The organism is Bacteroides salyersiae WAL 10018 = DSM 18765 = JCM 12988, from assembly GCF_000381365.1.
Lineage (GTDB): Bacteria > Bacteroidota > Bacteroidia > Bacteroidales > Bacteroidaceae > Bacteroides > Bacteroides salyersiae.
This window is the reverse complement of sequence record NZ_KB905467.1, coordinates 126,104-150,444: the sequence shown is the minus strand read 5'-3', so window position 1 is coordinate 150,444 and position 24,341 is coordinate 126,104. Positions and strand designations below refer to the sequence as shown.

16 protein-coding genes are annotated in these 24,341 nt (G+C 44.7%); 6 read left to right on the top strand and 10 right to left on the bottom strand.

Going from position 1 to position 24,341, the window contains the following annotated elements; all coding sequences use genetic code 11:
* Positions 1–76: 76 nt before the first annotated feature.
* Positions 77–2,845 (top strand): excinuclease ABC subunit UvrA, encoded by a 2,769-nt coding sequence (gene uvrA, locus HMPREF1532_RS11940; protein ID WP_005929683.1) that lies wholly within the window; start codon positions 77–79, stop codon positions 2,843–2,845.
* 117 nt (positions 2,846–2,962) lie between these two features.
* Here the strand turns inward: uvrA and HMPREF1532_RS11935 are convergent, their stop codons facing one another.
* From HMPREF1532_RS11935 to HMPREF1532_RS11925, 3 genes are read right to left on the bottom strand one after another with little or no spacing between them, the layout of a single operon-like run.
* The gene (locus tag HMPREF1532_RS11935) at positions 2,963–3,448 is read right to left on the bottom strand and encodes an outer membrane beta-barrel protein (protein ID WP_005929680.1); all 486 of its coding nucleotides are present in this window, start codon (positions 3,446–3,448) and stop codon (positions 2,963–2,965) included.
* 4 nt (positions 3,449–3,452) lie between these two features.
* Entirely contained in the window at positions 3,453–3,683 is a 231-nt protein-coding gene (locus HMPREF1532_RS11930) for a hypothetical protein (protein WP_025819133.1), read from the bottom strand.
* Positions 3,684–3,697: 14 nt separating this feature from the next.
* Positions 3,698–5,125: a carbon starvation CstA family protein gene (locus HMPREF1532_RS11925; protein WP_005929674.1), complete on the bottom strand. Its 1,428-nt coding sequence runs from the start codon at positions 5,123–5,125 to the stop codon at positions 3,698–3,700.
* A 110-nt stretch (positions 5,126–5,235) separates the two neighbouring features.
* Between HMPREF1532_RS11925 and HMPREF1532_RS11920 the strand changes: the two genes are divergently transcribed.
* Positions 5,236–6,687, top strand: a complete 1,452-nt coding sequence (locus HMPREF1532_RS11920; RefSeq protein WP_005929671.1) for a glycoside hydrolase family 10-like protein — start codon at positions 5,236–5,238, stop codon at positions 6,685–6,687.
* Between the two features lie 8 nt (positions 6,688–6,695).
* On the opposite strand, the gene HMPREF1532_RS11915 is transcribed toward HMPREF1532_RS11920, so the two are convergent.
* Complete coding sequence (locus tag HMPREF1532_RS11915) at positions 6,696–7,883, bottom strand: hypothetical protein (RefSeq protein ID WP_005929669.1); 1,188 nt, start codon at positions 7,881–7,883, stop codon at positions 6,696–6,698.
* Positions 7,884–8,594: 711 nt separating this feature from the next.
* On the opposite strand from HMPREF1532_RS11915, the gene HMPREF1532_RS11905 reads away from it, so the two are divergent.
* Positions 8,595–9,773, top strand: a complete 1,179-nt coding sequence (locus HMPREF1532_RS11905; protein ID WP_005929664.1) for an ATP-binding protein — start codon at positions 8,595–8,597, stop codon at positions 9,771–9,773.
* A 92-nt stretch (positions 9,774–9,865) separates the two neighbouring features.
* Positions 9,866–13,420: a pyruvate:ferredoxin (flavodoxin) oxidoreductase gene (gene nifJ / locus HMPREF1532_RS11900; RefSeq protein WP_005929663.1), complete on the top strand. Its 3,555-nt coding sequence runs from the start codon at positions 9,866–9,868 to the stop codon at positions 13,418–13,420.
* Positions 13,421–13,482: 62 nt separating this feature from the next.
* Here the strand turns inward: nifJ and HMPREF1532_RS11895 are convergent, their stop codons facing one another.
* From HMPREF1532_RS11895 to HMPREF1532_RS11885, 3 genes are read right to left on the bottom strand one after another with little or no spacing between them, the layout of a single operon-like run.
* On the bottom strand, positions 13,483–14,343 hold the full coding sequence (locus tag HMPREF1532_RS11895; RefSeq protein WP_005929661.1) for a glycine betaine ABC transporter substrate-binding protein: 861 nt from the start codon (positions 14,341–14,343) through the stop codon (positions 13,483–13,485).
* A 16-nt stretch (positions 14,344–14,359) separates the two neighbouring features.
* The gene (locus HMPREF1532_RS11890) at positions 14,360–15,184 is read right to left on the bottom strand and encodes an ABC transporter permease (RefSeq protein ID WP_005929659.1); all 825 of its coding nucleotides are present in this window, start codon (positions 15,182–15,184) and stop codon (positions 14,360–14,362) included.
* Positions 15,181–16,407 (bottom strand): quaternary amine ABC transporter ATP-binding protein, encoded by a 1,227-nt coding sequence (locus HMPREF1532_RS11885; protein WP_005929657.1) that lies wholly within the window; start codon positions 16,405–16,407, stop codon positions 15,181–15,183. Before HMPREF1532_RS11885 ends, HMPREF1532_RS11890 begins: the two co-directional genes overlap by 4 nt.
* Positions 16,408–16,862: 455 nt before the next feature.
* On the opposite strand from HMPREF1532_RS11885, the gene HMPREF1532_RS11880 reads away from it, so the two are divergent.
* Positions 16,863–17,765, top strand: a complete 903-nt coding sequence (locus HMPREF1532_RS11880; RefSeq protein ID WP_005929656.1) for a T9SS type A sorting domain-containing protein — start codon at positions 16,863–16,865, stop codon at positions 17,763–17,765.
* A gap of 111 nt (positions 17,766–17,876) precedes the next feature.
* Positions 17,877–18,206 carry a PAS domain-containing protein gene (locus HMPREF1532_RS11875; protein WP_005929654.1) on the top strand — a complete coding sequence of 110 codons (330 nt, stop codon included), beginning with the start codon at positions 17,877–17,879 and terminating at the stop codon, positions 18,204–18,206.
* Between the two features lie 80 nt (positions 18,207–18,286).
* Here HMPREF1532_RS11875 and HMPREF1532_RS11870 read toward each other — a convergent pair whose 3' ends face one another.
* The 3 genes from HMPREF1532_RS11870 to HMPREF1532_RS11860 all read right to left on the bottom strand — a co-directional run bounded on the left by HMPREF1532_RS11870 (position 18,287) and on the right by HMPREF1532_RS11860 (position 24,243).
* A complete protein-coding gene (locus HMPREF1532_RS11870; RefSeq protein WP_005929651.1) occupies positions 18,287–21,139 on the bottom strand; it encodes a bifunctional fucokinase/fucose-1-phosphate guanylyltransferase in 2,853 nt (950 codons plus the stop codon).
* A gap of 29 nt (positions 21,140–21,168) precedes the next feature.
* Entirely contained in the window at positions 21,169–21,501 is a 333-nt protein-coding gene (locus HMPREF1532_RS11865; protein WP_025819132.1) for an MGMT family protein, read from the bottom strand.
* 72 nt (positions 21,502–21,573) lie between these two features.
* Positions 21,574–24,243 (bottom strand): hybrid sensor histidine kinase/response regulator transcription factor, encoded by a 2,670-nt coding sequence (locus HMPREF1532_RS11860; RefSeq protein ID WP_392387721.1) that lies wholly within the window; start codon positions 24,241–24,243, stop codon positions 21,574–21,576.
* Positions 24,244–24,341 lie beyond the last annotated feature (98 nt).

The window sequence follows — 24,341 nt, the reverse complement described above, 5'->3', positions numbered from 1 at the left end:
CGGACAAGTCGCTTCCTGCTACGTCCTGCCGATAAAATCGCTAACTTTGCCGACCATCTATAGAAAGGAACATTATATGTCAGAAAATAACTTCATATCGATCAAAGGAGCCAGAGTTAACAACCTGAAAAACATTGATGTAGATATTCCACGAAACAAACTTGTCGTTATCACCGGACTTTCGGGTTCGGGCAAATCATCACTGGCATTCGATACACTTTACGCCGAAGGGCAAAGACGCTATGTCGAAAGTCTCAGCAGTTATGCCCGGCAGTTTTTGGGACGAATGAGCAAGCCGGAATGTGATTTCATCAAAGGTATCCCTCCTGCGATTGCTATTGAACAGAAAGTAAACAGTCGCAATCCCCGCTCGACCGTAGGTACATCGACCGAGATTTACGAATACCTGCGATTACTGTATGCACGTGTAGGAAAAACATACAGCCCGATAAGCGGTCAGGAAGTAAAGAAACACTCTACGGAAGATATTGTAAACTGTATGCTTTCCTATCCGGAAGGAACACGCTATACTGTACTCACCCAAATACTCCTACGCGAAGGCCGTAGTATAGAACAACAATTAGAAATAGACCTCAAACAGGGATTCAACCGGATCGAAGTAAACGGAGAAATGGTCCGTATCGACGAATACAAGCCGGGAACAGAGGACACGGTATACTTATTGGTAGACCGTATGGCGGTGGCCGGCACGAAAGATGCCATCAGCCGTCTGACGGATTCGGCCGAAACCGCTATGTATGAAGGAGACGGCATGTGCATGTTGCGTTTTTATCTGCCGGACGGAACAACCCAATTACATACATTCAGCACTAAATTCGAAGCCGACGGTATCACGTTCGAAGAACCGAACGATCAGATGTTCTCATTCAATTCTCCTATAGGAGCTTGCCCCGTATGCGAAGGCTTCGGCAAGGTAATCGGTATTGACGAACATCTGGTAGTGCCCAATCGGTCACTCTCCGTTTATGACGGAGCAATCGTATGCTGGCGTGGCGAAAAAATGGGGGAATGGAAAGATATGGTAATCCATAATGCAGAAAAAGCCGGTCTGCCGATATTCACCCCCTATTTTGAACTGACGGACGAACAACGCCGCATGTTGTGGGAAGGAACTAAATATTTCGAAGGTATCCATGCTTTCTTTAAGATGCTGGAAGAAAACCAATATAAAATACAATACCGCGTAATGCTTGCACGCTATAGGGGAAAGACACTCTGCCCCAAGTGCCACGGCACCCGACTGAAACCGGAAGCGGGATACGTTCGTGTAGGCGGACACAGCATATCGGAATTGGTAGACCTGCCGATCACAGAATTAAAAAAGTTTTTCGATACCCTTCAACTGGATCCGCACGACACCGAAGTCGCCCGCCGTATCCTATTGGAGATCAACAGCCGGATCCGTTTTCTCATCGATGTAGGATTGGGATACCTGACACTAAACCGTCTTAGCAATTCGTTATCCGGCGGTGAAAGCCAACGTATCAATCTGGCCACGTCTTTGGGGAGCAGTCTGGTAGGCAGTCTTTATATTCTCGATGAACCGAGTATCGGATTACACAGCCGCGACACCGACCGCTTGATTCATGTATTGCGCGAGTTACAGGCATTGGGCAATACGGTAGTGGTAGTAGAGCACGACGAAGAGATTATCCGTGCAGCCGACTATATTATCGATATCGGTCCGAATGCCGGACGCCTGGGAGGGGAAGTAGTCTACCAAGGTGACATGAAAAATCTGCAAAAAGGCAGCAACAGTCATACCGTACGCTACCTGTTGGGAGAAGAGCAAATTCCCGTACCCGATCACCGCCGTCCCTGGAATAATTACATTGAAATAAAAGGAGCCCGGGAAAATAATCTGAAAGGGGTTGATGTACGTTTCCCATTGAATGTAATGACAGTAGTAACCGGCGTATCCGGTTCGGGAAAGAGTACATTGGTTCGCGATATCTTCTATCGGGCATTGAAACGGGAACTGGATGAATGCAGTGATCGCCCGGGAGAATTTGCTTCGATCGGGGGCGACATCCGCAACCTGCGTAACATCGAGTTCGTCGATCAAAACCCCATTGGCAAATCCTCACGTTCGAATCCGGTAACTTACATCAAAGCATACGATGAAATACGCAAACTATGGGCTGAACAGCCTTTAGCCAAGCAGATGGGATATTCAGCCGGATTCTTTAGTTTCAACAGCGAAGGAGGCCGTTGCGAAGAGTGTAAAGGAGACGGAACCATTACCGTTGAAATGCAGTTTATGGCCGACTTGGTGCTCGAATGTGAATCCTGTCACGGAAAACGCTTCAAAACGGATACCTTGGAAGTCAAATTCCACGAAAAGAACATTTACGACGTATTGGAGATGACCGTAAACCAAGCCATTGAGTTCTTCACTGAGCACGGACAGAAGAAGATCGTTAAAAAACTGACTCCATTGCAAGATGTAGGATTGGGGTATATCAAACTCGGACAGTCTTCCTCTACTCTATCGGGAGGTGAGAACCAACGTGTGAAACTTGCTTATTACTTAAGCCAGGAAAAAGCAGATCCTACTCTGTTTATCTTCGACGAACCGACTACAGGACTACACTTCCATGATATCCGAAAATTACTGGACGCATTCGACGCCCTCATCCGTCGGGGACATACCATTATCATCATTGAACACAATATGGATATGATAAAATGTGCCGACCATATCATCGATCTTGGACCGGAAGGAGGAGATAAAGGAGGATATATCGTAGCTACAGGAACCCCAGAAGAGATAGCAGCCTGCAAAAACAGCTATACGGGGCAGTTTCTACAAGAAAAACTATAGGCCTCTCCCCCACCCTCTCCGTGGGAGAGGGGGTAAAGATACTATTGTTTATTAATCAGTTACAAAACTAACTTAGCTCCCTCTCCCACGGAGAGGGTTGGGGAGAGGCTTCCTCTTCTAAAAGTAGAATCCGAATCCTACCTTGAAGCCGAATTTAGACAGGTCGCTGTCGTTGAAGCGCCATTTGTAGTATATCGCCGGTTCGATAGTAACCGTACGTGAAAGGAAATAAGCGTATCCTGCTTCAATACCCACTCCCCATTCGGTACCAGTGTGACCGCCTTTCATGCGATAACGGTTCAAGTCAAGGCCGGCACCCAGAAAAACGCCTGTTTTATTAAAATAAAAACGAGTGCCGGTTCCTATCGTATAAACATCTATCGGCTTACTCCAATCAGCACTTGCTTCCACCATCAAGGCTATTCCTTCGGCAAGGAACGCACCGGCTTTCGCCCCGATACCAAACTGTGCTTTTTCACTATTGCTATATGAAAAGTTCAATCCGGTAAGCGACGGGTTAATAATCCACTTTCCTTGTTCAAACTGTGCCCGGGCAGCTAACGAGGCCACCAGCAAACAAACAACCAATACTAATTTCTTCATACACTTATTTCTTTAGATTTGTATAATGCTCTTCTTCACGACGACGTTGCTGTAACTTCTCCTTTTGTCTCAATACCAGCCAGAGAATAAAAACAATGACATACGAGATCGCAAGAGTAATATATTTCTCCGTATCACTTACTTCCGTATTGCGCGGCAACAAATAAGCCGCCGTCACAGAAACATAAATAAGAAGGGCCAGAGTGACCCAAGTCGACTTTTTTAACTTCTTCATCAGGTTTAAATTAATCATTTATTATTTTTAAGAGCCGATCGCCCTTTCCATACGATAAACCAAGCAACCCCTACCCCTGTGCAAATTCCTCCGATGATATACGACAAGGTATGCGTAAGTCCTAATCCTTCGGGAGCAATACAAATATAAGTGGAGCAGACAGCCGTCATGAATAAGGCCGGTATCAACGTTATCCAATAAGGTTTTCCTGAACGTACCAGATAAACCGTAATGGCCCACAGAGTAAATACGGCAAGCGTCTGATTCGCCCAGGCAAAGTAACGCCAGATCATATTGAACCCATTTGCATCACTCAAGCTGTAAAGCAACAGACCGATAGCTGCCACAAACATCGGGATACAAATATACAAACGGCGGCGCATACTTTTTTGTTCCAAGCCCAGAAAATCGGCTACAATGAGACGGGCCGAACGAAAAGCCGTATCTCCCGAAGTAATAGGTGCGGCAATAACTCCCAAAATAGCTAATACCCCACCGACTGCACCCAGCCAACCTTTTGTGATCGAATCTACAATAACCGAGGCATTATTCTCTTCCATTCCATTCTCATGAAAGAAATAGGTGGCAGCTGCCGCCCAAATCAATGCAACAATACCCTCGGTAATCATTGCCCCGTAAAATACCGGACGTCCGTAACGCTCTGAAGTCATACAACGCGCCATCAACGGACTTTGCGTAGCATGAAATCCGGAGATAGCCCCACAAGCAATGCTGACAAACATAATCGGGAAAATAGGTAATGCTGCAGCATCCGGATTCGTGTTTTGCAACCCGTCCCACAGTTCCGGTAATGCCGGATGATGCACATAAAGCATCACAACGATGCCGACTGCCATAAACAGCAAAGCGATGGCAAATACAGGATATATTTTCCCGATAATCTTATCTACCGGCAACAAGGTAGCAAGGATATAGTACGCAAAGACCACAATGATCCAAAAAGTCGTATCCAGTGATTCCGGTGTCAGTTTTGCCAATAATCCCGCCGGTCCGGCAACGAACACCGATCCTACCAAAATCATTAGAATAACCGTAAAGCCACGCATCACCTGCTTGGTTGTCAATCCCAAATAGCGACCGACGATCTCCGGCAAACTCTCTCCACCGTTTCTCAATGAAAGCATTCCGGCAAAATAATCATGAACAGCACCGGCAAAGATACTTCCGAATACGATCCATAAATAAGAAGAAGTACCAAATTTTGCCCCCATAATCGCCCCAAAAATAGGACCGAGCCCTGCGATATTGAGAAACTGTATCATGAAAATCTTCCACGTAGGCAACGGGATATAATCCACTCCGTCGGCCTTTGTCAAGGCCGGGGTCTTTCGGTCGTCGGGTCCGAAAATCCGTTCCATCAAGCGTCCATAAGTAAAATATCCGACAATAAGTGCCAACAGGCACAGCGTAAATGTAATCATGACGTGTTTCTGGTTTAACAGACGCAAATGTAACATAATCCCATGAAACGCACAAGAATACCGACACTTTTACTAACTTTGCTGCCATTTATAACAAAATACAAACAGTAATGCGCCGTTATCTTCTCTTTCTATTTCTCACTCTGTCACTGACTCCCGCAGGAGCACAACCGAAATATGAGGTTCGTGCCGCATGGGTAACAGCCGTGTATGGATTGGACTGGCCGCAAACAAAGGCAACAACGCCCGCAGGTATCCGCCGCCAACAGGAAGAGTTGATAGAAATTCTCGATAAACTGAAAGCCGCTAATTTCAATACCGTATTATTCCAGACCCGAACACGGGGAGATGTGCTCTACAAATCTTCTATCGAACCGTATAACTCCATCCTGACCGGAAAAGTAGATGGCGATCCGGGATATGATCCATTGGCTTTTGCTGTGCGCGAATGTCATAAGCGGGGTATGGAATGTCATGCCTGGATGGTAGCCCTTCCGTTGGGAAACAAAAAGCATGTGGCCAAACTGGGAAATAAATCCGTTACGAAAAAAAGAAAAGAGATATGTATTCCCTATAAAAATGAATATTTCCTCAATCCGGGACACCCGTCTACGAAAGAATACCTGATGAAGTTGGTGCGGGAAGTGGTAACCCGTTATGATGTAGACGGTGTACATTTCGACTACTTGCGTTACCCCGAAAATGCGCCCCGTTTTCCGGATAGCTATGACTTCCGCCGTTACGGCAAAGGCAGGACACTGGACCAGTGGCGTCGAGACAATCTGACAGACATAGTGCGCTATATATATAAAGGTGTAAAAGAGATCAAACCATGGGTAAAGGTAAGCACTTGCCCGGTAGGAAAATACAAAGATACCTCCCGGTACTCTTCACGTGGCTGGAATGCTTTCCATACCGTATATCAAGATCCGCAAGGATGGATGGGCGAAGGTATACAAGACCAGATCTACCCCATGATGTATTTCCGACAGAACAATTTTTATCCTTTCGTACTCGACTGGCAGGAACAATGCAACGGCCGGCAGATTATACCGGGATTGGGTATCTACTTCCTGCATCCCGACGAGGGAAATTGGATACGGGAGGATGTGGACCGGCAAATCAACTTTATCCGTAAACACAAGCTGGCAGGAGAAGCCCATTATCGGGCAAAGTACCTGATGGATAACACACAAGGCATCTACGACGAACTGACAGAAAACTTTTATGCTCATCCTGCCCTGCAACCGGCCATGCCATGGCTGGACAATGTCCCGCCCAGTGCACCGTCCGGACTGAAAGTAATTTCCGGGAAAGACGGCTATACATCGTTAACTTGGCAAGCAGCCACAGACAACGACAAAATGAACGCACCGAGATATGTGGTTTATGCTTCGGATGTCTATCCGGTGGACACCACCCGGCCGGAAAACATCATTGCACAAGGCATACGGGGAACGGAATACATCTATGCCCCTCTCCAGCCATGGAATAGAAAAGTATACTTTGCCGTAACAGCAGTAGACCGATATGGAAACGAAGGAAAAGCCGTGCAAGAGTAAATAACCGTCTACCCCACCTCGATCCATGCCCGGTATGCACTCCGATTAGTGACCGGCACCAACGGCATATAGCCAGCCACCACTTTCTCCTCCTTCAATTGAAGCGGATACCCCGCCCTCATCTGTTCGTGTGCCTGCATAGCTTCACCGGAAACCGGATGGTAAGTAATCAAAAAACGACCGGAAGCCCCGGACATGACATACCTTTTATAAATAAAATGTGCTACCACTCCCATATTCATCCGTAGATTAATCTCCACGCAGGGATGAATCCGATATTCAACTTCTCCGGAAGGAAACCGGCAAACCATCATATCCACACCGAGATAGCCCGAATAGACAGAACCGAAACGAGAGGACAATTCTTCCTCCAACTTACGTTTCAGTCTATCAAAAGATACCTTTGGCACATAGGCAGAAAGACGTCGTTCAATCTCCTCATCGGGCAACAACAGATTGCCATCATAAGCTCCACTCGCATTGGTAGAGAATATGGAATATCCTACAAAAACCACCTTCCCTACACCATCCGAAAAGAATTCCATGGCAAAATCGATTACCTTATTATATACGGGCTCTGCTATTATGCCGCCTTGCAGCGCCGCCACACGCTTACACCAGCCGGCTATAAAAGCAGTGTATGCCCCTTTACACCAGTTCAGCCCCTTACCGCTACCCGAAAGCGGTGCTTTCAGCAGACAAGAAGCACGGCTCTCAACAAAACGACACCATTCTTCCGGTTGCGTCAGATAAAAAGATTCCCCACAAAAAGATTCATCCAATTGTAAACAGGGCAATAATTCTACCGCCTGGCTTCTGTGGGACAAATGCCGTAATTTTTCCAGATACGGCTCAGCAGGCAATTCCGTTTCCGGCATCCCCAAACACCGGAGCCGTCTCTTCAAAGCCGGATTCCATCCCCAAGGCACCGGCTTCAAATTTGATATCGAAGCTACTTCCGGTTCGGTTACCAACTCCACCGGTAGAGACAAACACTCCTGCATCTCACGAAGAAAAGCAAGATTATAGGCTGAAGGTGCCAGCACGGCACTTCCTGCCGAAGCATACCAAGCCGGCAATAAAGCCAACTCCTCCGCCATCCGTCTGGCAGTGGCAGGAGGCATATAATTCACCTCTCCGCTTGCCAATGACAAGTCGTTGTCCGGGTTAAACAGATAAAGTTCCCGTTTTGTCATTTTGTTCTTATTATCTTCATATTCCAATCCTTTTTTCTCTGAATCACTGTTCTTACTGACACCTTCTTCCTACAAAGAGGTGCAAACAGACCGATCACCGAAGAATATTTTGCAAATATACACACTAAAGTACACTCTGATCCGAAATAAAATGCATTTTGTACCGGGATGAATCCTATTTTAGACCGACAAGAATCGTATTCTTTACCGGGAAGAATTGCATTTTGCATCAAGAAGAACTGTATTTTAGACCGTGTTCAATTCTCATCACCTGTTTTTATTCTCCTTTCACCCTCAAATTTCGCTTACTCTCTCGAATCTGCCGCCTAACAATCTCGCTTACACATCCTATTTTCCACAACCAAAAGAAAGCTAAATAGATATTCTTTAAAACAAATCATCAGAAACAAGCAAAGTTTTACTACATTTGTCCCTCGATAAACAAAGTTGAGCAGCAAAAACACAAACAGCTAATTGAAATGGCTGCATTATTTCCGTTCGACAGTCCCGTAACCCGCATAAAATGCACTCCTGAAGTAATGGAAATACCAATTTGACAAAACGACAAACTCCGGCAATGTTCCACCATCCGGTATGACTCCTTCTTGAAAGAAGCACTAAAGTTACTAAACAAAAACACAATTTTGCTATCTCTACTTTGCAATTATCAGAAAAAGAACTATATTTGCCACCCGAAAAACCTAAAAAGAAATGGAATCATTCTACCGCACACACGCTTACCTTGTTGAGCACACCAACGCTCCTGTTCGTCGTGATTTGATGGACGAAATCGATTGGAGCGACCGTCTGATCGGTATCAAAGGGACCCGTGGCGTAGGAAAAACCACTTTCCTCCTCCAGTATGCCAAAGAGAAGTTCGGAACGGACCGTTCCTGTCTCTTTATTAACATGAACAATTTCTATTTCTCCGGCCATAGTCTTGTCGATTTCGTCAACGAGTTTCAGAAGCGCGGCGGCAAAGTGCTGTTGATAGACCAAGTGTTCAAACACCCGGACTGGAGCAAAGAATTGCGTATGTGCTATGACCGTTTCCCGAATCTGAAGATTGTCTTCACCGGTTCGTCAGTAATGCGGCTAAAGGAAGAAAACCTCGAATTGCGCGACATCGTAAAGAGCTACAACCTACGCGGATTCTCTTTCCGTGAATTTCTCAACCTGCAGACAGGGATGAAATTCCGTGCCTACTCCCTTGAAGAAATACTCAGTAACCACGAGCAGATAGCCAAAGGAATACTTTCCAAAGTACGCCCGTTGGACTTTTTCCAAGATTATCTGCATCACGGCTTCTACCCTTTTTTCCTCGAAAAACGTAATTTTTCGGAAAACCTGCTCAAGACAATGAACATGATGGTAGAGGTAGATATTCTTCTTATCAAACAAATTGAACTGAAATATCTTTCAAAGATAAAAAAATTACTATATTTGTTGGCTGTAGACGGTCCCAAAGCTCCCAACGTGAGCCAATTGGCAACCGATATACAGACATCACGCGCTACGGTAATGAATTACATCAAATATCTGGCAGATGCCCGCCTCATCAATCTGGTTTATCCGAAGGGAGAAGAATTTCCCAAGAAGCCGTCAAAGATCATGATGCACAACTCCAATCTGATGTACTCCATTTATCCGGTAAAAGTGGAAGAACAGGATGTGCTCGACACTTTCTTTGTGAATACCATGTGGAAAGACCACAAGGTGCATAAGGGAGACAAGAATATTTCGTTCATGGTGGATGAAGTGATGCCGTTCAGAATATGCTGCGAAGGGACTAAAATAAAAAATAATCCTAACGTGACGTATGCCCTGCAAAAAGCGGAAATAGGCCGCGGCAACCAGATACCTCTCTGGATGTTCGGCTTTTTATACTAATACTTGATGAAAACGCCATGAGCTATAAGAAGCATTTACTCCCTTATCCGTATTTTGAAATGATTTATTTACTTAAATATTAATTTTTAGTTATGACTAAACAGAAGAAATTCATCACTTGTGATGGTAACCAAGCTGCTGCACATATCTCGTATATGTTTTCTGAAGTAGCTGCTATCTACCCCATCACCCCCTCTTCTACAATGGCTGAATATGTAGACGAATGGGCTGCCGCAGGACGTAAGAACATCTTCGGCGAAACAGTATTGGTACAGGAAATGCAATCTGAAGGTGGTGCTGCCGGTGCAGTTCACGGTTCTCTTCAGGCAGGTGCGTTGACTACTACCTATACCGCTTCTCAGGGTCTTCTTTTGATGATCCCGAACATGTATAAGATTGCCGGCGAATTCCTGCCTTGCGTATTCCACGTATCGGCTCGTACACTGGCTTCTCACGCACTGTGTATCTTCGGTGACCACCAGGATGTAATGTCTGCCCGTCAGACAGGTTTCGCCATGCTGGCCGAAGGTTCTGTACAGGAAGTTATGGACTTGGCTGGTGTTGCCCACCTGGCTACAATCAAAGCCCGTGTTCCTTTCATGAACTTCTTCGACGGTTTCCGCACCTCGCACGAAATCCAGAAGATCGAAATGCTGGAAAACGAAGACCTCGCTCCGTTGATCGATCAGGAAGCTTTGGCTGAGTTCCGTGCCCGTGCACTGAATCCGATGTCTCCGGTTGCCCGTGGTATGGCAGAAAACCCCGACCACTTCTTCCAGCACCGTGAATCATGCAACAACTACTATGAAGCAGTACCCGCTATCGTAGAAGAGTACATGAATGAAATTTCTAAAATCACCGGCCGTAAATACGGCTTGTTCGATTACTACGGAGCAGAAGATGCAGAACGCGTAATCATCGCAATGGGTTCTGTAACAGAAGCTGCCCGTGAAGCAATCGACCACCTCGTTGCTAACGGCGAGAAAGTAGGTATGGTTGCAGTTCATCTGTACCGTCCGTTCTCTGCCAAGCACTTCCTGGCTGCCGTGCCTAAGACTGCTAAGACAATCGCAGTTCTCGACCGTACAAAAGAACCGGGTGCTAACGGTGAACCTTTATATCTGGATGTTAAAGACTGCTTCTATGGCACGGAAAATGCTCCGGTTATCGTTGGCGGTCGTTATGGTCTGGGTTCTAAAGATACTACTCCGGCTCAAATCATCGCTGTATTCAAGAATTTGGCTATGCCAATGCCGAAGAACCACTTTACTATCGGTATCGTAGACGACGTTACTTTCACTTCTCTTCCTCAAGAAGAAGAAATCGCATTGGGCGGTGAAGGTATGTTCGAAGCTAAATTCTATGGACTGGGTGCTGACGGTACAGTAGGCGCAAACAAGAACTCTGTTAAGATTATCGGTGACAACACTGATAAGCACTGTCAGGCTTATTTCTCTTACGACTCTAAAAAATCAGGAGGTTTCACTTGCTCTCACCTGCGTTTCGGTGATAATCCGATCCGTTCTACTTATCTGGTAAACACTCCGAACTTTGTGGCCTGCCACGTTCAGGCTTACCTGCATATGTACGACGTAACCCGCGGTTTGCGTAAAAACGGTTCTTTCTTGCTGAACACAATCTGGGAAGGTGAAGAACTGGCTAAGAATCTGCCTAACCGTGTGAAGAAGTATTTTGCAAAAAACAACATCTCCGTATATTACATCAACGCTACTCAGATTGCACAGGAAATCGGTTTGGGCAACCGTACCAATACTATCCTTCAATCTGCATTCTTCCGCATCACAGGCGTTATCCCTGTAGAACAAGCCGTAGAACAGATGAAGAAATTCATCGTTAAATCTTATGGCAAGAAGGGCGAAGATATCGTTAATAAGAACTATGCAGCCGTTGACCGTGGTGGCGAATACAAACAGTTGCCGGTTGATCCTGCATGGGCTAACCTGGCCGATGACGCCAAAGCAGAAAACAACGATCCTGCATTCATCAACGAAGTGGTTCGTCCTATCAATGCACAGGACGGCGACTTGCTGCCGGTATCTGCATTCAAAGGCATTGAAGACGGAACTTGGCATCAGGGAACTGCTAAATACGAAAAACGCGGTGTAGCAGCATTCGTACCCGAATGGAATCCGGAAAACTGTATCCAATGTAACAAATGTGCTTACGTTTGTCCTCACGCTTCTATCCGTCCGTTCGTACTCGATGCAGAAGAGCAGAAAGGTGCTAACTTCGAAACATTAAAAGCTGTGGGTAAGGTATTCGATGGTATGACATTCCGTATCCAAGTTGACGTTCTCGACTGCTTAGGTTGCGGTAACTGTGCCGACATCTGTCCGGGTAATCCGAAAAAGGGTGGCAAGGCATTGACCATGAAACACCTCGAAAGCCAATTGGCAGAAGCTGCTAACTGGACTTACTGTGCCGATAACGTGAAGAGCAAACAGCATTTGGTTGACATCAAAGCCAACGTTAAGAATTCTCAGTTCGCAACTCCGTTGTTCGAATTCTCCGGTGCTTGCTCCGGCTGTGGTGAAACTCCGTACGTGAAATTGATTTCTCAATTGTTCGGTGACCGTGAAATGGTTGCTAACGCTACCGGATGTTCTTCTATCTACTCCGGCTCAGTTCCTTCAACTCCGTATACCACCAACGAAAAGGGTCACGGTCCCGCATGGGCTAACTCTCTGTTCGAAGACTTCTGTGAATTCGGATTAGGTATGGAACTCGCTAACGAGAAAATGCGCGCACGTATCGTAAAATTGTTCAACCAGATTCTGGAAGGCGAAAACGCTCCTGCCGAAGCAAAAGAAGTGCTGAAAGCATGGATCGAAAATATGTACGATGCTGACAAGACCAAAGAGCTTGCACCTCAAATCGAAGCTATCATCGAGCAAGGTATTGCAGCCGGTTGCCCGATTAGCAAAGAGTTGAAAGGCCTGACTCAATATTTGGTAAAACGCAGCCAGTGGATCATCGGTGGTGACGGTGCATCTTACGATATCGGTTACGGTGGTCTCGACCACGTTATCGCTTCCGGCAAAGACGTTAACATCCTCGTTCTCGACACAGAGGTTTACTCAAATACTGGCGGACAGTCTTCTAAAGCTACTCCGGTAGGTGCTATCGCTAAGTTCGCTGCTTCCGGTAAGCGCGTACGCAAGAAAGACCTCGGTCTGATGGCCACTACCTACGGTTATGTATATGTTGCTCAGATCGCTATGGGTGCTGACCAAGCTCAGACGCTGAAAGCAATCCGTGAAGCTGAAGCATATCCCGGTCCGTCACTTATCATCGCTTATGCTCCATGTATCAACCACGGTCTGAAAGCCGGTATGGGTAAGAGCCAGGAAGAGGAAGAAAAAGCTGTTAAGTGTGGTTACTGGCACTTGTGGCGTTACAACCCGGCTTTGGAAGCAGAAGGCAAAAATCCGTTCATGCTGGACAGCAAAGAACCGAACTGGGACGACTTCAAGGGCTTCCTGAAAGGTGAAGTTCGTTATGCATCTGTAATGAAGCAGTATCCTGCAGAAGCAGAAGAACTCTTCCAGGCTGCTGAAGACAATGCTAAATGGCGTTACAACAACTACAAGCGTTTGGCTAACCAAGCTTGGGGTGTTGCTGAATAAATAAATCGACTTATTAAATAAAGAAAAGGCGGAAGTCCCTCGTGGATTTCCGCCTTTCACTTTTATTGTGACTGCACCGGTATCCAGCTGTCCACCAGTTCCCGATGTTCACTAACCCATTGCCGGGCTGCTTCCTTTTCTGTCTTTTCTGTTTCCTCCATAGCAGTCATCAATGAGCTGATCTCTTCGTCTGTCAAACGAATATTTTTGAAAAACCGGGCCACAAACGGATTCTTCTCTGAAAACCCTCTCCATGCAACTGTATAAATCTTTTCTGCAGCACCATAAGCCTTTTTAGGATCCTCCAATATCTTCAATTTAAAACGGTCGAACATCCAATGCGGTGTCCAACCCGTAACAACTATCCACTCGTTCCTGTCGATAGCTTTCTTCAATGAGGCAGTCATGGCAGGGCCACTCGAAGTCATCAGTTTATAATCCAAACCATAATTCTCTATCGCACTGTCTGTAGCGCGCATAATACCCGCTCCAGCATCAATACCGATAATTTTTGATCCAAACCGGTCTTTCTGTGCATTCAACTCATCAATTGAATTAACAGTCACATATTCCGGCACTACCAACCCGATGCGGGCCTCATCATATACCTCCCCGATAATTTCCAATTTATCTCCATACTGTGCTATATAATCATTCATCGTCACCGGCAACCAGACATCCATAAAGACATCTGCCTTTTTCCGGGAAAGTGAAGTAAATATCGGGGCAAGGTCGGCATTCAGTAATTCGACATCATATCCCTGTTCCTGAAGGATGGTTCTCACCATATAAGTCATGGCAATCCCCTCCGACCAGTTAGCATAAGCGATCTTTATTTTCTTATTCTCTCCTCCGCCTCCGCAAGAGATGAACAAAAATACGGCAAACAATACTATTGTAATAATTCTTATTTTATTATTCATACATCAACTGATTATATTATTTTTTATTCTTTTTCCCGGCTATTCCCTGAGTAATCCTATCCAGAATAATGGCCAGTATAACAACCGCTATACCACCTTCAAATCCTAAACCGATTTTCATTTGGGTGATCCCCTTTAGCACTACTTCTCCCAGTCCTCCAGCCGAAATCATGGCAGCAATCACCACCATAGACAAAGACATCATAATCGTTTGGTTTACCCCTGTAAGAATGGTAGGCAACGCCAATGGCAATTGTACTTTATAAAGCAACTGCCAAGGAGTAGCCCCGAACGAACGCGAAGCTTCTACTACATTTTTTGGAACCTGCCGTATTCCCAATCCCGTAAGGCGAACTACCGGAGGCATAGCAAAAATAATTGTAGCAAAAACACCGGGTACTGTCCCCAAGCCAAAGAAAAGCACTGCCGGAATCAGATAAACAAAAGCAGGCATTGTCTGCATAAAATCCAGAACAGGCCGCATGATTTTATTACAACGGTCACTGTTTGCCGTCCAAATTCCCATCGGTACTCCCAACAACAAAGCCAGACAGGTAGAAGAAAGCACCAAGGCAAGTGTCTGCATCGTCTCTTCCCAGAATCCCATGCCGTAAACAAGAAGCAGTCCCGACAAAGTGAATACTGCCACTCCTTTACCAGCCTTAAACCACGCAAGTATAGCAAGCGCAAGAATGGTTATATAAAACGGTATCCCGAACAGTACATGCTGAAAACCGTCGATAAATCCTCCGATACCGATGCTCAACGCATCAAAGAAGGAAGCAAAATGATCTGTAAGCCAGTTTATGGCCATTTCTATATATTTTCCGATATTTATCATAAGTCTATTGCGTTTTGGATGATTTCATTAATTTCTTCTTTATCTTTTCCGGTCACCTCGATAATAAGAGAGGAAAGAGGAACGACTCCTTCGAATTCCCTGTCTTCATTTACCACCCAGATAGGTGAGTTTGTTTTTGTCATCAACGGCAGAATATCTTCAAGAATCGTATCGCCCAATACAGAATGTACCTCATGGCGTACGATGGAATCGATCGACTTCACCTGTTCCTTTCTTAACTTCAACAAATCATTCAACCGGACTTCTCCCACCAATATATTCCCATTATCCACTACAGGCAGTACCGTTAAATTGCGTTCACGCATTTTACGGATCAACACTTCCGGTCCCTCTTTCTTCAAACGTGCCACCAACGGTTTATCGATCATAACCGAAGCGGCTGTAATAATCTTACTGCGATCCACGTTTTCCACAAAACGTTCCACATATCCATTGGCCGGTTCCGTTAAGATTTCCTCCGAAGTACCGATCTGTACGATCTCTCCATCTTTCATGATAGCAATACGATCCCCCAACTTAATGGCTTCACTCAAATCATGGGTAATAAATACAATGGTTTTCTTCATCTTGGCTTGCAGAGCCAGCAACTCATCCTGCATCTGTACACGAATCAACGGATCAAGAGCCGAAAAGGCCTCATCCATCAACAGTACCTCCGGATCATTGGCCAATGCCCGTGCCAGCCCAACACGCTGCTGCATACCACCGGAAAGTTCACCAACCATCTGATTCTCGTATCCTTTCAATCCTACCAATTGCATACTTTCCATAGCCTTTCGCTCTCTTTCCTCCCGTTTTACACCTTGAAGTTCGAGTCCGAAAGCAATGTTATGCAGTACCGTACGATGTGGCAATAAACCGAAGTTCTGAAAAACCATAGCCAACTCTTTGCGCCGTATCTGCAACAGTTCTTTATCGGAGACCTTAGAGATATCCGTCCCGTTGATAATAACTTCTCCTGAAGTCGGTTTTATCAATCGATTGATACAGCGCAACAAAGTAGATTTTCCACTTCCGGACAATCCCATAATAACGAATATTTCTCCTTCGTCAATCGAAAGGTTTGCGTCTCTAACAGCAATCGTACATCCGGCTGCTTTCAATATTTCACTTTTACTTTTACCTTCTTTCAGCAGGCGAAGTGCCTTCTGCTTTTCGTTTCCAAAAATAAGATACAAGTCTTTAATGTTTATTTTGTTCATACATAAATAGGTTTAGATAATTAAAATGATGTTCCATGCCTGCATTGAAACAGACATCGTATATTACTGCATGTAATCCAACAGCAAAAATCTCATTCCGAGAAATTTTCGGCTTGTCTACTGTCCGATAAAGATTAATAAATTACATAGAATGGTTGGCGCATCGGTGAAATCCCGCACAAGCATAAATCCGAGAAAATATCAAATCAGAGTGTATCGAAGTTACGGCACATCATTTAAAACAATATCTTTATACCCTTTGTTCACAAACTTTTATTCCCCCAAAAAGAAAAATTACATAATTAAATAATCTTTTTTTTGCAACATAACTACGATATAAGAGCTAATAAACACTCAAATATACCCGATAAACACTATTGATAATTAGTGCATTTTATTTTCCGAATATAAATGCCTAAATTCACAAAATATTAATCATATAAACAAACATCATTATGAGAAAATTATTACTTGTAGTTTTTAGTATCCTTGCCATAAATGCACAAGGACAAAGTTTAACCGAAGAACCGATAGTCATAACAGCTAAAAGTGAAATAGCACACTTTTTCGTAGCCAATCCTTTCTTATATACGATTACAGAAAGCAGTAAAGACTACATCGTTGATATTTATAATGACGAATTAAAAAAATCCGACCAATTTATAGTCAAGAATGCCGTTTACGACCGAGAAGCAGATGTAGCTTACGGCATCGCTGATTTTGACTTGGATGAATTAACCGGTTATGATGCATACAGTGGTTCTATATGGAGTCAATACCTATTCAATGACGATGATAAAATAGAATATATATTTTGTACTTTCAATAAAGAGAAGACAGGTAACCAATCTACCTATTCTCTTCAAAAAGCAGAAGTTATGAATGAAGACGGAGCAGTACTCGGTACTCTCCCAGTGGAAGCAATAAACTCCTATTTTGGATATGGAAGTGCGGAAATAACCATCGAACTGGTTCAATTCGGTAAAAATTACTATATAAGAAATGAATTTGAAACAAATAACTCCACTGATCCGGGAGAAATGGTATTTAATACTACTTACTGGAAAATTAATAAAAGCACAGAGGGATCAGGGGTAAAATTCACCAAAACCGCCAGTTTCAAAAATTATCCCAATCCGGTGCGCCAGAATGAAACATTCACAATCGAAGTAGGTGAAGAATACATAACTTCGAGTAATTTCATTGAATTGTGTGATCAAAGTGGTCGTATGATTCATCGCCAGGCAATCACAAGTAAAGAGGTAAAAATTCCTACCCACCGTATGAAAGGCATGTATATCTATAATATCGTATCCGATGGCAAATCCATCAGTACAGGCAAAGTGATCGTACAATAATAAATTTTATTCGAATATTTGAATAGGGAGAAGCAATTTCAGAGTTTCTCCCTTTTTGTCTTTCAAATGAATAAGAGTATCTTTGCCCATAAATCAAGATAAAAAGAATCTATGTACGAATGGGCTAAAGAAATGAATTGTGCCGTAACCGTATGCGACACCAAAGGAATCATCCTTTACATGAACGACAAGGCATGCCAAACGTTTGCCAAATACGGAAATCTAATTGGGAAAAATCTCCTTACCTGTCACAACGCACAGTCACAGGAGAAAATACATGAAATGCTACAAACCGGCGGCAGTAATGCCTATACAATAGAAAAAAACGGCATCAAGAAGATGATTTATCAAACTGCCTGGTTTAATGAAGGAATAGTAGGCGGACTGGTAGAAATATCAATGGAACTCCCCGGAGAAATGCCTCACTATATCCGGAAATAAATGCACCTCCAAGAGAGATAGCATCTTTTTTAAAACCCGCAGCATCTAAAGTGGAAGATGCTACGGGAAATTAATAATAACTAACTTCTGGATACCTGCAATCCTTTGTCGGACAGGGTCATCTCTACAAAACGAGCCCGTGAGTTCGGAGCATATTCTGTCAATATCCGACGAATCTGTACAGCCGCCTGCGGGTCTTTTGCCACCATATATAAATAACCACCGCCTCCGGCTCCCGGTAATTTATGTCCTAACGTGTAATCTTCAATCAAACGAATAATCTTTTCCACTTCCGGTGGATTAGTACCGGCATCAAGGGCTTTATTCTGTAACCAGCTCTTTCCTACCAGCCTGCCATAACTCATAAAATTGCCACGTAAGATAGCCTCATTCATATCCAAAGCATGAACTTTCATTTCGGACAACAGCGCAAGATGCTTCCCGGAATTAAGAAACATGGAACGAACAATCTCACCCAATATTCCTTTTGCCGTACGGGTAATGCCTGTGTAATACAGTAAATGACAATCGCGGTATTCCGGTTTTGTGAAAAGCTGATCGGGCAACCAGCGTACCAACGGAGTCTGATCAAATCCAGCTTCCGTCTGCAATAACTTCACACCGGAGAATACACCACCGTATTGATCCTGCCAACCTCCACCGGTCGTAAGCAACTGTTCTAATACCAATGTACAACGGCAGATTTCATTTTTATCCCAGGCCAATCCGCAAAAATCATTAAGAGCCCCCAACACGGTGGAAGCAAGAATGGAGCTGGTTCCCAGTCCGGAACCTGCCGGTATGGCAGCCAACAAAGTCACTTCGATCCCAGCGCCAAAGTCCTCCAATTGTTCCTGCAAAGAACCGTAGCAGATTTCCGAAAACTGTGGTATGAAACCTGCCAGTGCAAGTGCAGCTTTGGGTATAGAGAAAGGAGAACCGACCTTACGATAATCCTGCAACTCTTCATAAGTATTCACTACTTCCATTGCTCCCATATCGATGGAGCGAAGTACGATATGAGGCTCCTTACAAGTCTTAACGTATACTTGCAAAGGAGGCTGCCCGTTCAACTCAATAGACAAGTTCACCACATTTCCACCGGAATAAAGCGAATAAGGAGGAGTGTCCGTCCAACCTCCTGCCACATCGACACGTACAGGACTGCGTCCCCATACAATCTGATCGGAATAAACATTGAGTACAGGATGGCTCTTTTGTTTGCAAACCTGCCCCAACAAACCATTACGTAACAAACCGAATGCCGCCTTTTCTTCTTCACGGCTGTCTTGCTTGCCTTCCAACTCCATAATACGGGCCCGTAACATCCGGTTGTGCATTTGCAACATCTGTGCAGCATCGTCCGGAAGAGCCCGTGGTGTTTCAAGTCCAAGTTTTACAAATCCATGAGCCGCATCTTCCAAATCAAGTTGATAGAAAACACTCTTCTCGTAATTAGTCGACAACGCCTGCCAGTTTCCCCTACGAAAAGCTGTACGCTGGGCATAGAGCCGTTGCAGATTGGCACGTGCAGAAATTTCATCGGCCGAGAACTTTTTACTATTCAGCCATAATGCACGCCCTTCTGCCAGATCAGGTTCAGTAGTCATCCAGCGTAGCAGTACCCCAAGTTCCTCTACCGACTCGGTCAACGGAAAGACAGGAGCGGCCTGTAAATCATCGATGCGTCCCCGGAAATCATCGGTCGACAGACCACGTTGCTCCATCCACTCCGTAAAAGGAATGCCGGTAAACATCGTATGCGGCGAGTTCAAGGCTCCTTTAAATACATCATCCAATCCATAAGGACGTGCTACAAAACCATTTTCCCCCATCGGAACCACATCCAGACAAATACCGTCCGGCAAAGAAATCTCCCAATCATTCTCCGGTATCCCCGTTATTATCTGACAAGAGCCCAATTTCCACCCTTTGCCCACGTAACTGTTTTCAATCCACAGATTCGCATTTCCAGCAGAAAAAGAGATGGCAGTAGAAGAGTTCTGCACAAAGATTGCCGGGTTCGGTTTCACCTTCCGATGCATGATAAGACGCTGGTCGCGAACTTTATCCTGTACAGCCAACGTAGAAGAAATAAGCTCACGACTTGTTCCGTAATGATAAAACTCTCCTCCGGGCAAAGGCAGTATGGCAACGGAAAGACTATTCAGCTCTTCATCTATCGTCTTCGGATGGCTACCGAGAGCAAGCCCATAATCGGAATAGAGATCATAATAGGTTATCTCGCCGGTATCTTTATCTAAAGAACGCTTCATCAAAAGTTCTACGGCACGGTCACTCAACAGCCATATCCCGATATCCATAAGGAAAAGATGTGTTTTGGCCAACCCCTCCAACTCTGCAAGAGAAGGTTTCTGCAACATAAAATCAAGTATATCCGGCGTCTTCCTGTCAGAAACAAATACCCCATGATGAGTAGCCAACGACGGGTTTACCCAAAGCCCGTAACACACGACATCAGCATCGGGAATATCCTGCAATGGCTTTTCCGAACGGATGTATACATCACCGCTCGCTATCAACGTATGTATTTTCTCAGGTGCCATACCCATGATTCTCTCGTAAAGAGGCAATTGAAGAGACAGTAAGTTCTGTTCCAACCGCTGTCCCCGTTCCCAACTAAAAACAGGTATCGGAGTCAGTATCTTTCCGGAAGGAGCATATCCGGGAAGGCGGCGACTTTGTCCACCGGCGTGAAGCAATATTCTTTTTTCGTTTTCCAGCCACCCCGGGAAGGACTCTCCGGAAGCATAATTTTCATGACAGGCTTGCAGCAACCAAGTTGTTCCCCCCCCCGAACCCAACTTAGCCCCTATGGGATCGGAAGTACAAAACCATTCCGAAGTATCCACTCCTTCCAACTCATGAAAGCAATGAACCAAATTCGGCGGCAGAGATAGTAATTTCTTCATGATTAATCTGTTATTATTTAAAATTCATGTTATTCATCATAATGCCACAGGCATCGGGTCATATCCACATTTCCATTTTTTCTAAAACAAACGCCCTCCTCCTGCAACAACAGACGCTGTTCTTCCCATCCGGGAGCAAGCCTTCCCTGTGCATTGACTACCCGATGACAAGGCAGATTCAATTCGGAAGGAACCTGTTTCAAGGCTCTCCCTACCATACGCGAGCATTGCGGCTTTCCCAATAAAGAGGCTATTTCTCCGTAAGAAATAACCTTTCCGGCAGGCACATCCCGAACAACACCGTACACTTCCCGGCAGAAAGCATCAGACATTTTTTCTTTATTGACTTTATAATCTTTCATTCCTCAATTCCTTCATTTCGTTCACTCCTTCATCCTCTCATTTTTTCATTCTTTCATTCTTTTCATTCCCCCTCACGTCCCTTTCCGTTTCAAAAATTCCGTCGGACTCTCGCCGAACTGTTCCTTGTAACATTTTGTAAAATAAGAAGGAGAAGTAAATCCGACCTCATAGGCAATCTCAGCCACTGTCATTCCGGAAGAGGCCAACAAAGATGCCGCCCGTTTCAAACGGGACATACGCAACAGTTCATTAGGAGCATAATTGGTCAGTGACTTTATTTTGCGGTATAATTGCACACGGCTCAACCCCATTTCTCTACCCAGATCTTCCACATTCAATTCAGAGTCTCCCATTTTCTCTTCAATAAGAGCCTTGAACTTTTCAACAAAATCCTTATCCAGATCACAAATATCCTCTTTCGCCAACGTTTGCCTATCCCCGAAGAATTGCTTCAGACGTTGGTGCGAATCAATCAAATTATGAATACGCGCCAACAATAACTGCGAGCTGAAAGGCTTGGATATGTACGAATCTGCACCGCCGTCATAACCTTGAATACGCTGCTCATCAAGAGAACAAGCCGTCAGCAAGATTACCGGAATATGGCAAGTCTGCAATTCGCTCTTCAAACGACGGCAACACTCAATGCCATCTATTCCCGGCATCATCACATCGGAAATAATCAAATCGGGCACATATTTCATCGCTTTGCGGATACCTTCCGAACCGTTAGCCGCCTCGATCACAGAATATTCCGCACTTAACAATCCATGAATATAAGAACGGATATCCGCGTTGTCATCGATCACCAATACAGACATCCGGGAAGAATCATAATTCCGTTCTTCCTCTTCCTCCCCTTCCAATAATTCGACAGGAGACTCATGACCGGATGTACCCATAGAAGACATATCCATAGAAGATGTATCCGGAGAAGATGTACAACAACAAGATGGAAGATCAACCGTAAACATCGTCCCCTGCTTCTCATCACTTTCCACCTGTATAGTTCCACCATGCATTTCTACAAAAGCTTTCACCAGAGCAAGACCGATACCGGATCCGGCATGATGCATATCTATCTTATAAAACCGGTCGAAGATGCTACGGATATGCTCCGCAGAAATCAAGCTACCGGTATTGGCTACGGTAAAACGGAAAAAAGGTTGTCCTTCCTTTTCCAAGGCAAAAAGACGGACTGTCACCTTCCCATTCTCCGGAGTAAACTTAAAGGCATTGGAAAGAAGATTGAAATAAATACGTTCCAACTTCTCTACATCAGCTTGGATACGATAGTTTGTATCCGGCATATGATCGAAAGAAAAACGAATATGTTTCTTACGTGCTGCCGCCTGAAAAGATTCGTTCCAGTTTTCAAGGCATTGCAATAAATCGACAGGAACCGGAGTATACTCCATCTTACCATTTTCATACTTACGAAAATCAAGAATCTGATTGACCAGACGCAGCAAGATATTCACATTGCGCTGAACAAGAAGCAGCAGTCTATGCTGATCGCCGGAAAGCGTTTTATCTGCAAGCAACTGTTCTACCGGATCTGCCACCAATGTCAAGGGAGTACGGAAATCATGGGATATATTGGTAAAAAACACCAATTTCGCATGAGTTGCCTCTTCCAACTGATGAGACAGTTGAACCAATTGGTCCCGTTGCTCCGAAAGAGTATCACGTTGTTCCTCCAACTGCGCCTTTTGTCTGGAAAGTTCAGAATTCAGTCTGTTTTTAGTTCGGAGAGCTTTATAGACTACCAACAAAAGTCCGGCCACCAATAACAGGACAAACAAACTGCCATAAAGTACCACCTGCTGATTGGCATACCGGGACAAATATCCACTGATACGGCCGTTCAACGTTTCTATTTTCTCATCAAGATCGGCAATATGAGCCGTCTGGAGTTTCATCACCGGAGCATTTATCGGATCGACAATCGCTGTTTCCAAAGTAGTTTCACGCGGAAAAGGCTTCTTTTCAAGAATATTCATCGCCATCTCCAACACTTTGTCTCCATTGGTAGGATAGATAAAAGTAGCATCCAGCACATGATCCAACACCAATTCCACCCCGTTTCCTTTTCCGGGCAAGGCATCGATCCCTACAAACACAATCCCTTTTTCTCTCCCCTGTTTTTGTGCCGCTTCGAAAGCTCCCGGTGCAATGCGGTCATTGTGTGAATAGACAGCATCTATCTTCGGATAAATTTTCAAAAGAGAATCCATTATGATTCGTCCCGGTTCACGCTCCCAGGCAGCATCCGCTTTAGCCAACAGATGAATGTCCGGATAATGACTGATGGCACTCATAAATCCCTGATGCCGCTCCATAGCAGGAGTCGAACCGCTCAAGCCGGTAAGCTCTACGATATTTCCTTTACCTCCGAGCTTCGCTGCCAGATAATTACCGACTTCCCGTCCTATTTCATAATTATCCGCTCCCATAAAAGCGGTATACTTATCAGACAAAATTTTCCGGTCCACCATAATAACAGGAATCCCTTTATCAAAAGCCTCTTCCACCACCGGTGTAATCGGCGCGGCTTCGTTGGGAGCCACAATTAACAAGTCTACTTTCTTGTCAATAAAATAGCGGATATCCTCTATCTGCCTCTTATTATCATCATGCGCCGAACGTATTTCGACCGAGACCCCGTCATAAAACATAGCCTCACGCAATATCTCATCGTTCATCTTATGACGCCAACTGTCATCACTACATTGTGACATCCCGATTACGTAATGAGGTGTATCCTCCTTGCATCCGGTTATAAAGACCAATAAAGAAAATAAACCGGCCATAAATGCTGAATTACACCACCGCATCT

What these genes read in the sequence shown, in the direction of transcription:
- HMPREF1532_RS11880 (WP_005929656.1), top strand. Translation starts at nt 16,863, where the DNA reads ATGAGAAAATTATTACTTGTAGTTTTTAGTATCCTTGCCATAAATGCA.
- HMPREF1532_RS11915 (WP_005929669.1), bottom strand. Translation starts at nt 7,883, where the DNA reads ATGACAAAACGGGAACTTTATCTGTTTAACCCGGACAACGACTTGTCA.
- nifJ (WP_005929663.1), top strand. Translation starts at nt 9,866, where the DNA reads ATGACTAAACAGAAGAAATTCATCACTTGTGATGGTAACCAAGCTGCT.
- uvrA (WP_005929683.1), top strand. Translation starts at nt 77, where the DNA reads ATGTCAGAAAATAACTTCATATCGATCAAAGGAGCCAGAGTTAACAAC.
- HMPREF1532_RS11875 (WP_005929654.1), top strand. Translation starts at nt 17,877, where the DNA reads ATGTACGAATGGGCTAAAGAAATGAATTGTGCCGTAACCGTATGCGAC.
- HMPREF1532_RS11935 (WP_005929680.1), bottom strand. Translation starts at nt 3,448, where the DNA reads ATGAAGAAATTAGTATTGGTTGTTTGTTTGCTGGTGGCCTCGTTAGCT.
- HMPREF1532_RS11925 (WP_005929674.1), bottom strand. Translation starts at nt 5,125, where the DNA reads ATGATTACATTTACGCTGTGCCTGTTGGCACTTATTGTCGGATATTTT.
- HMPREF1532_RS11890 (WP_005929659.1), bottom strand. Translation starts at nt 15,184, where the DNA reads ATGATAAATATCGGAAAATATATAGAAATGGCCATAAACTGGCTTACA.
- HMPREF1532_RS11930 (WP_025819133.1), bottom strand. Translation starts at nt 3,683, where the DNA reads ATGAAGAAGTTAAAAAAGTCGACTTGGGTCACTCTGGCCCTTCTTATT.
- HMPREF1532_RS11895 (WP_005929661.1), bottom strand. Translation starts at nt 14,343, where the DNA reads ATGAATAATAAAATAAGAATTATTACAATAGTATTGTTTGCCGTATTT.
- HMPREF1532_RS11905 (WP_005929664.1), top strand. Translation starts at nt 8,595, where the DNA reads ATGGAATCATTCTACCGCACACACGCTTACCTTGTTGAGCACACCAAC.
- HMPREF1532_RS11860 (WP_392387721.1), bottom strand. Translation starts at nt 24,243, where the DNA reads ATGTCACAATGTAGTGATGACAGTTGGCGTCATAAGATGAACGATGAG.
- HMPREF1532_RS11865 (WP_025819132.1), bottom strand. Translation starts at nt 21,501, where the DNA reads ATGAAAGATTATAAAGTCAATAAAGAAAAAATGTCTGATGCTTTCTGC.
- HMPREF1532_RS11920 (WP_005929671.1), top strand. Translation starts at nt 5,236, where the DNA reads ATGCGCCGTTATCTTCTCTTTCTATTTCTCACTCTGTCACTGACTCCC.
- HMPREF1532_RS11870 (WP_005929651.1), bottom strand. Translation starts at nt 21,139, where the DNA reads ATGAAGAAATTACTATCTCTGCCGCCGAATTTGGTTCATTGCTTTCAT.
- HMPREF1532_RS11885 (WP_005929657.1), bottom strand. Translation starts at nt 16,407, where the DNA reads ATGAACAAAATAAACATTAAAGACTTGTATCTTATTTTTGGAAACGAA.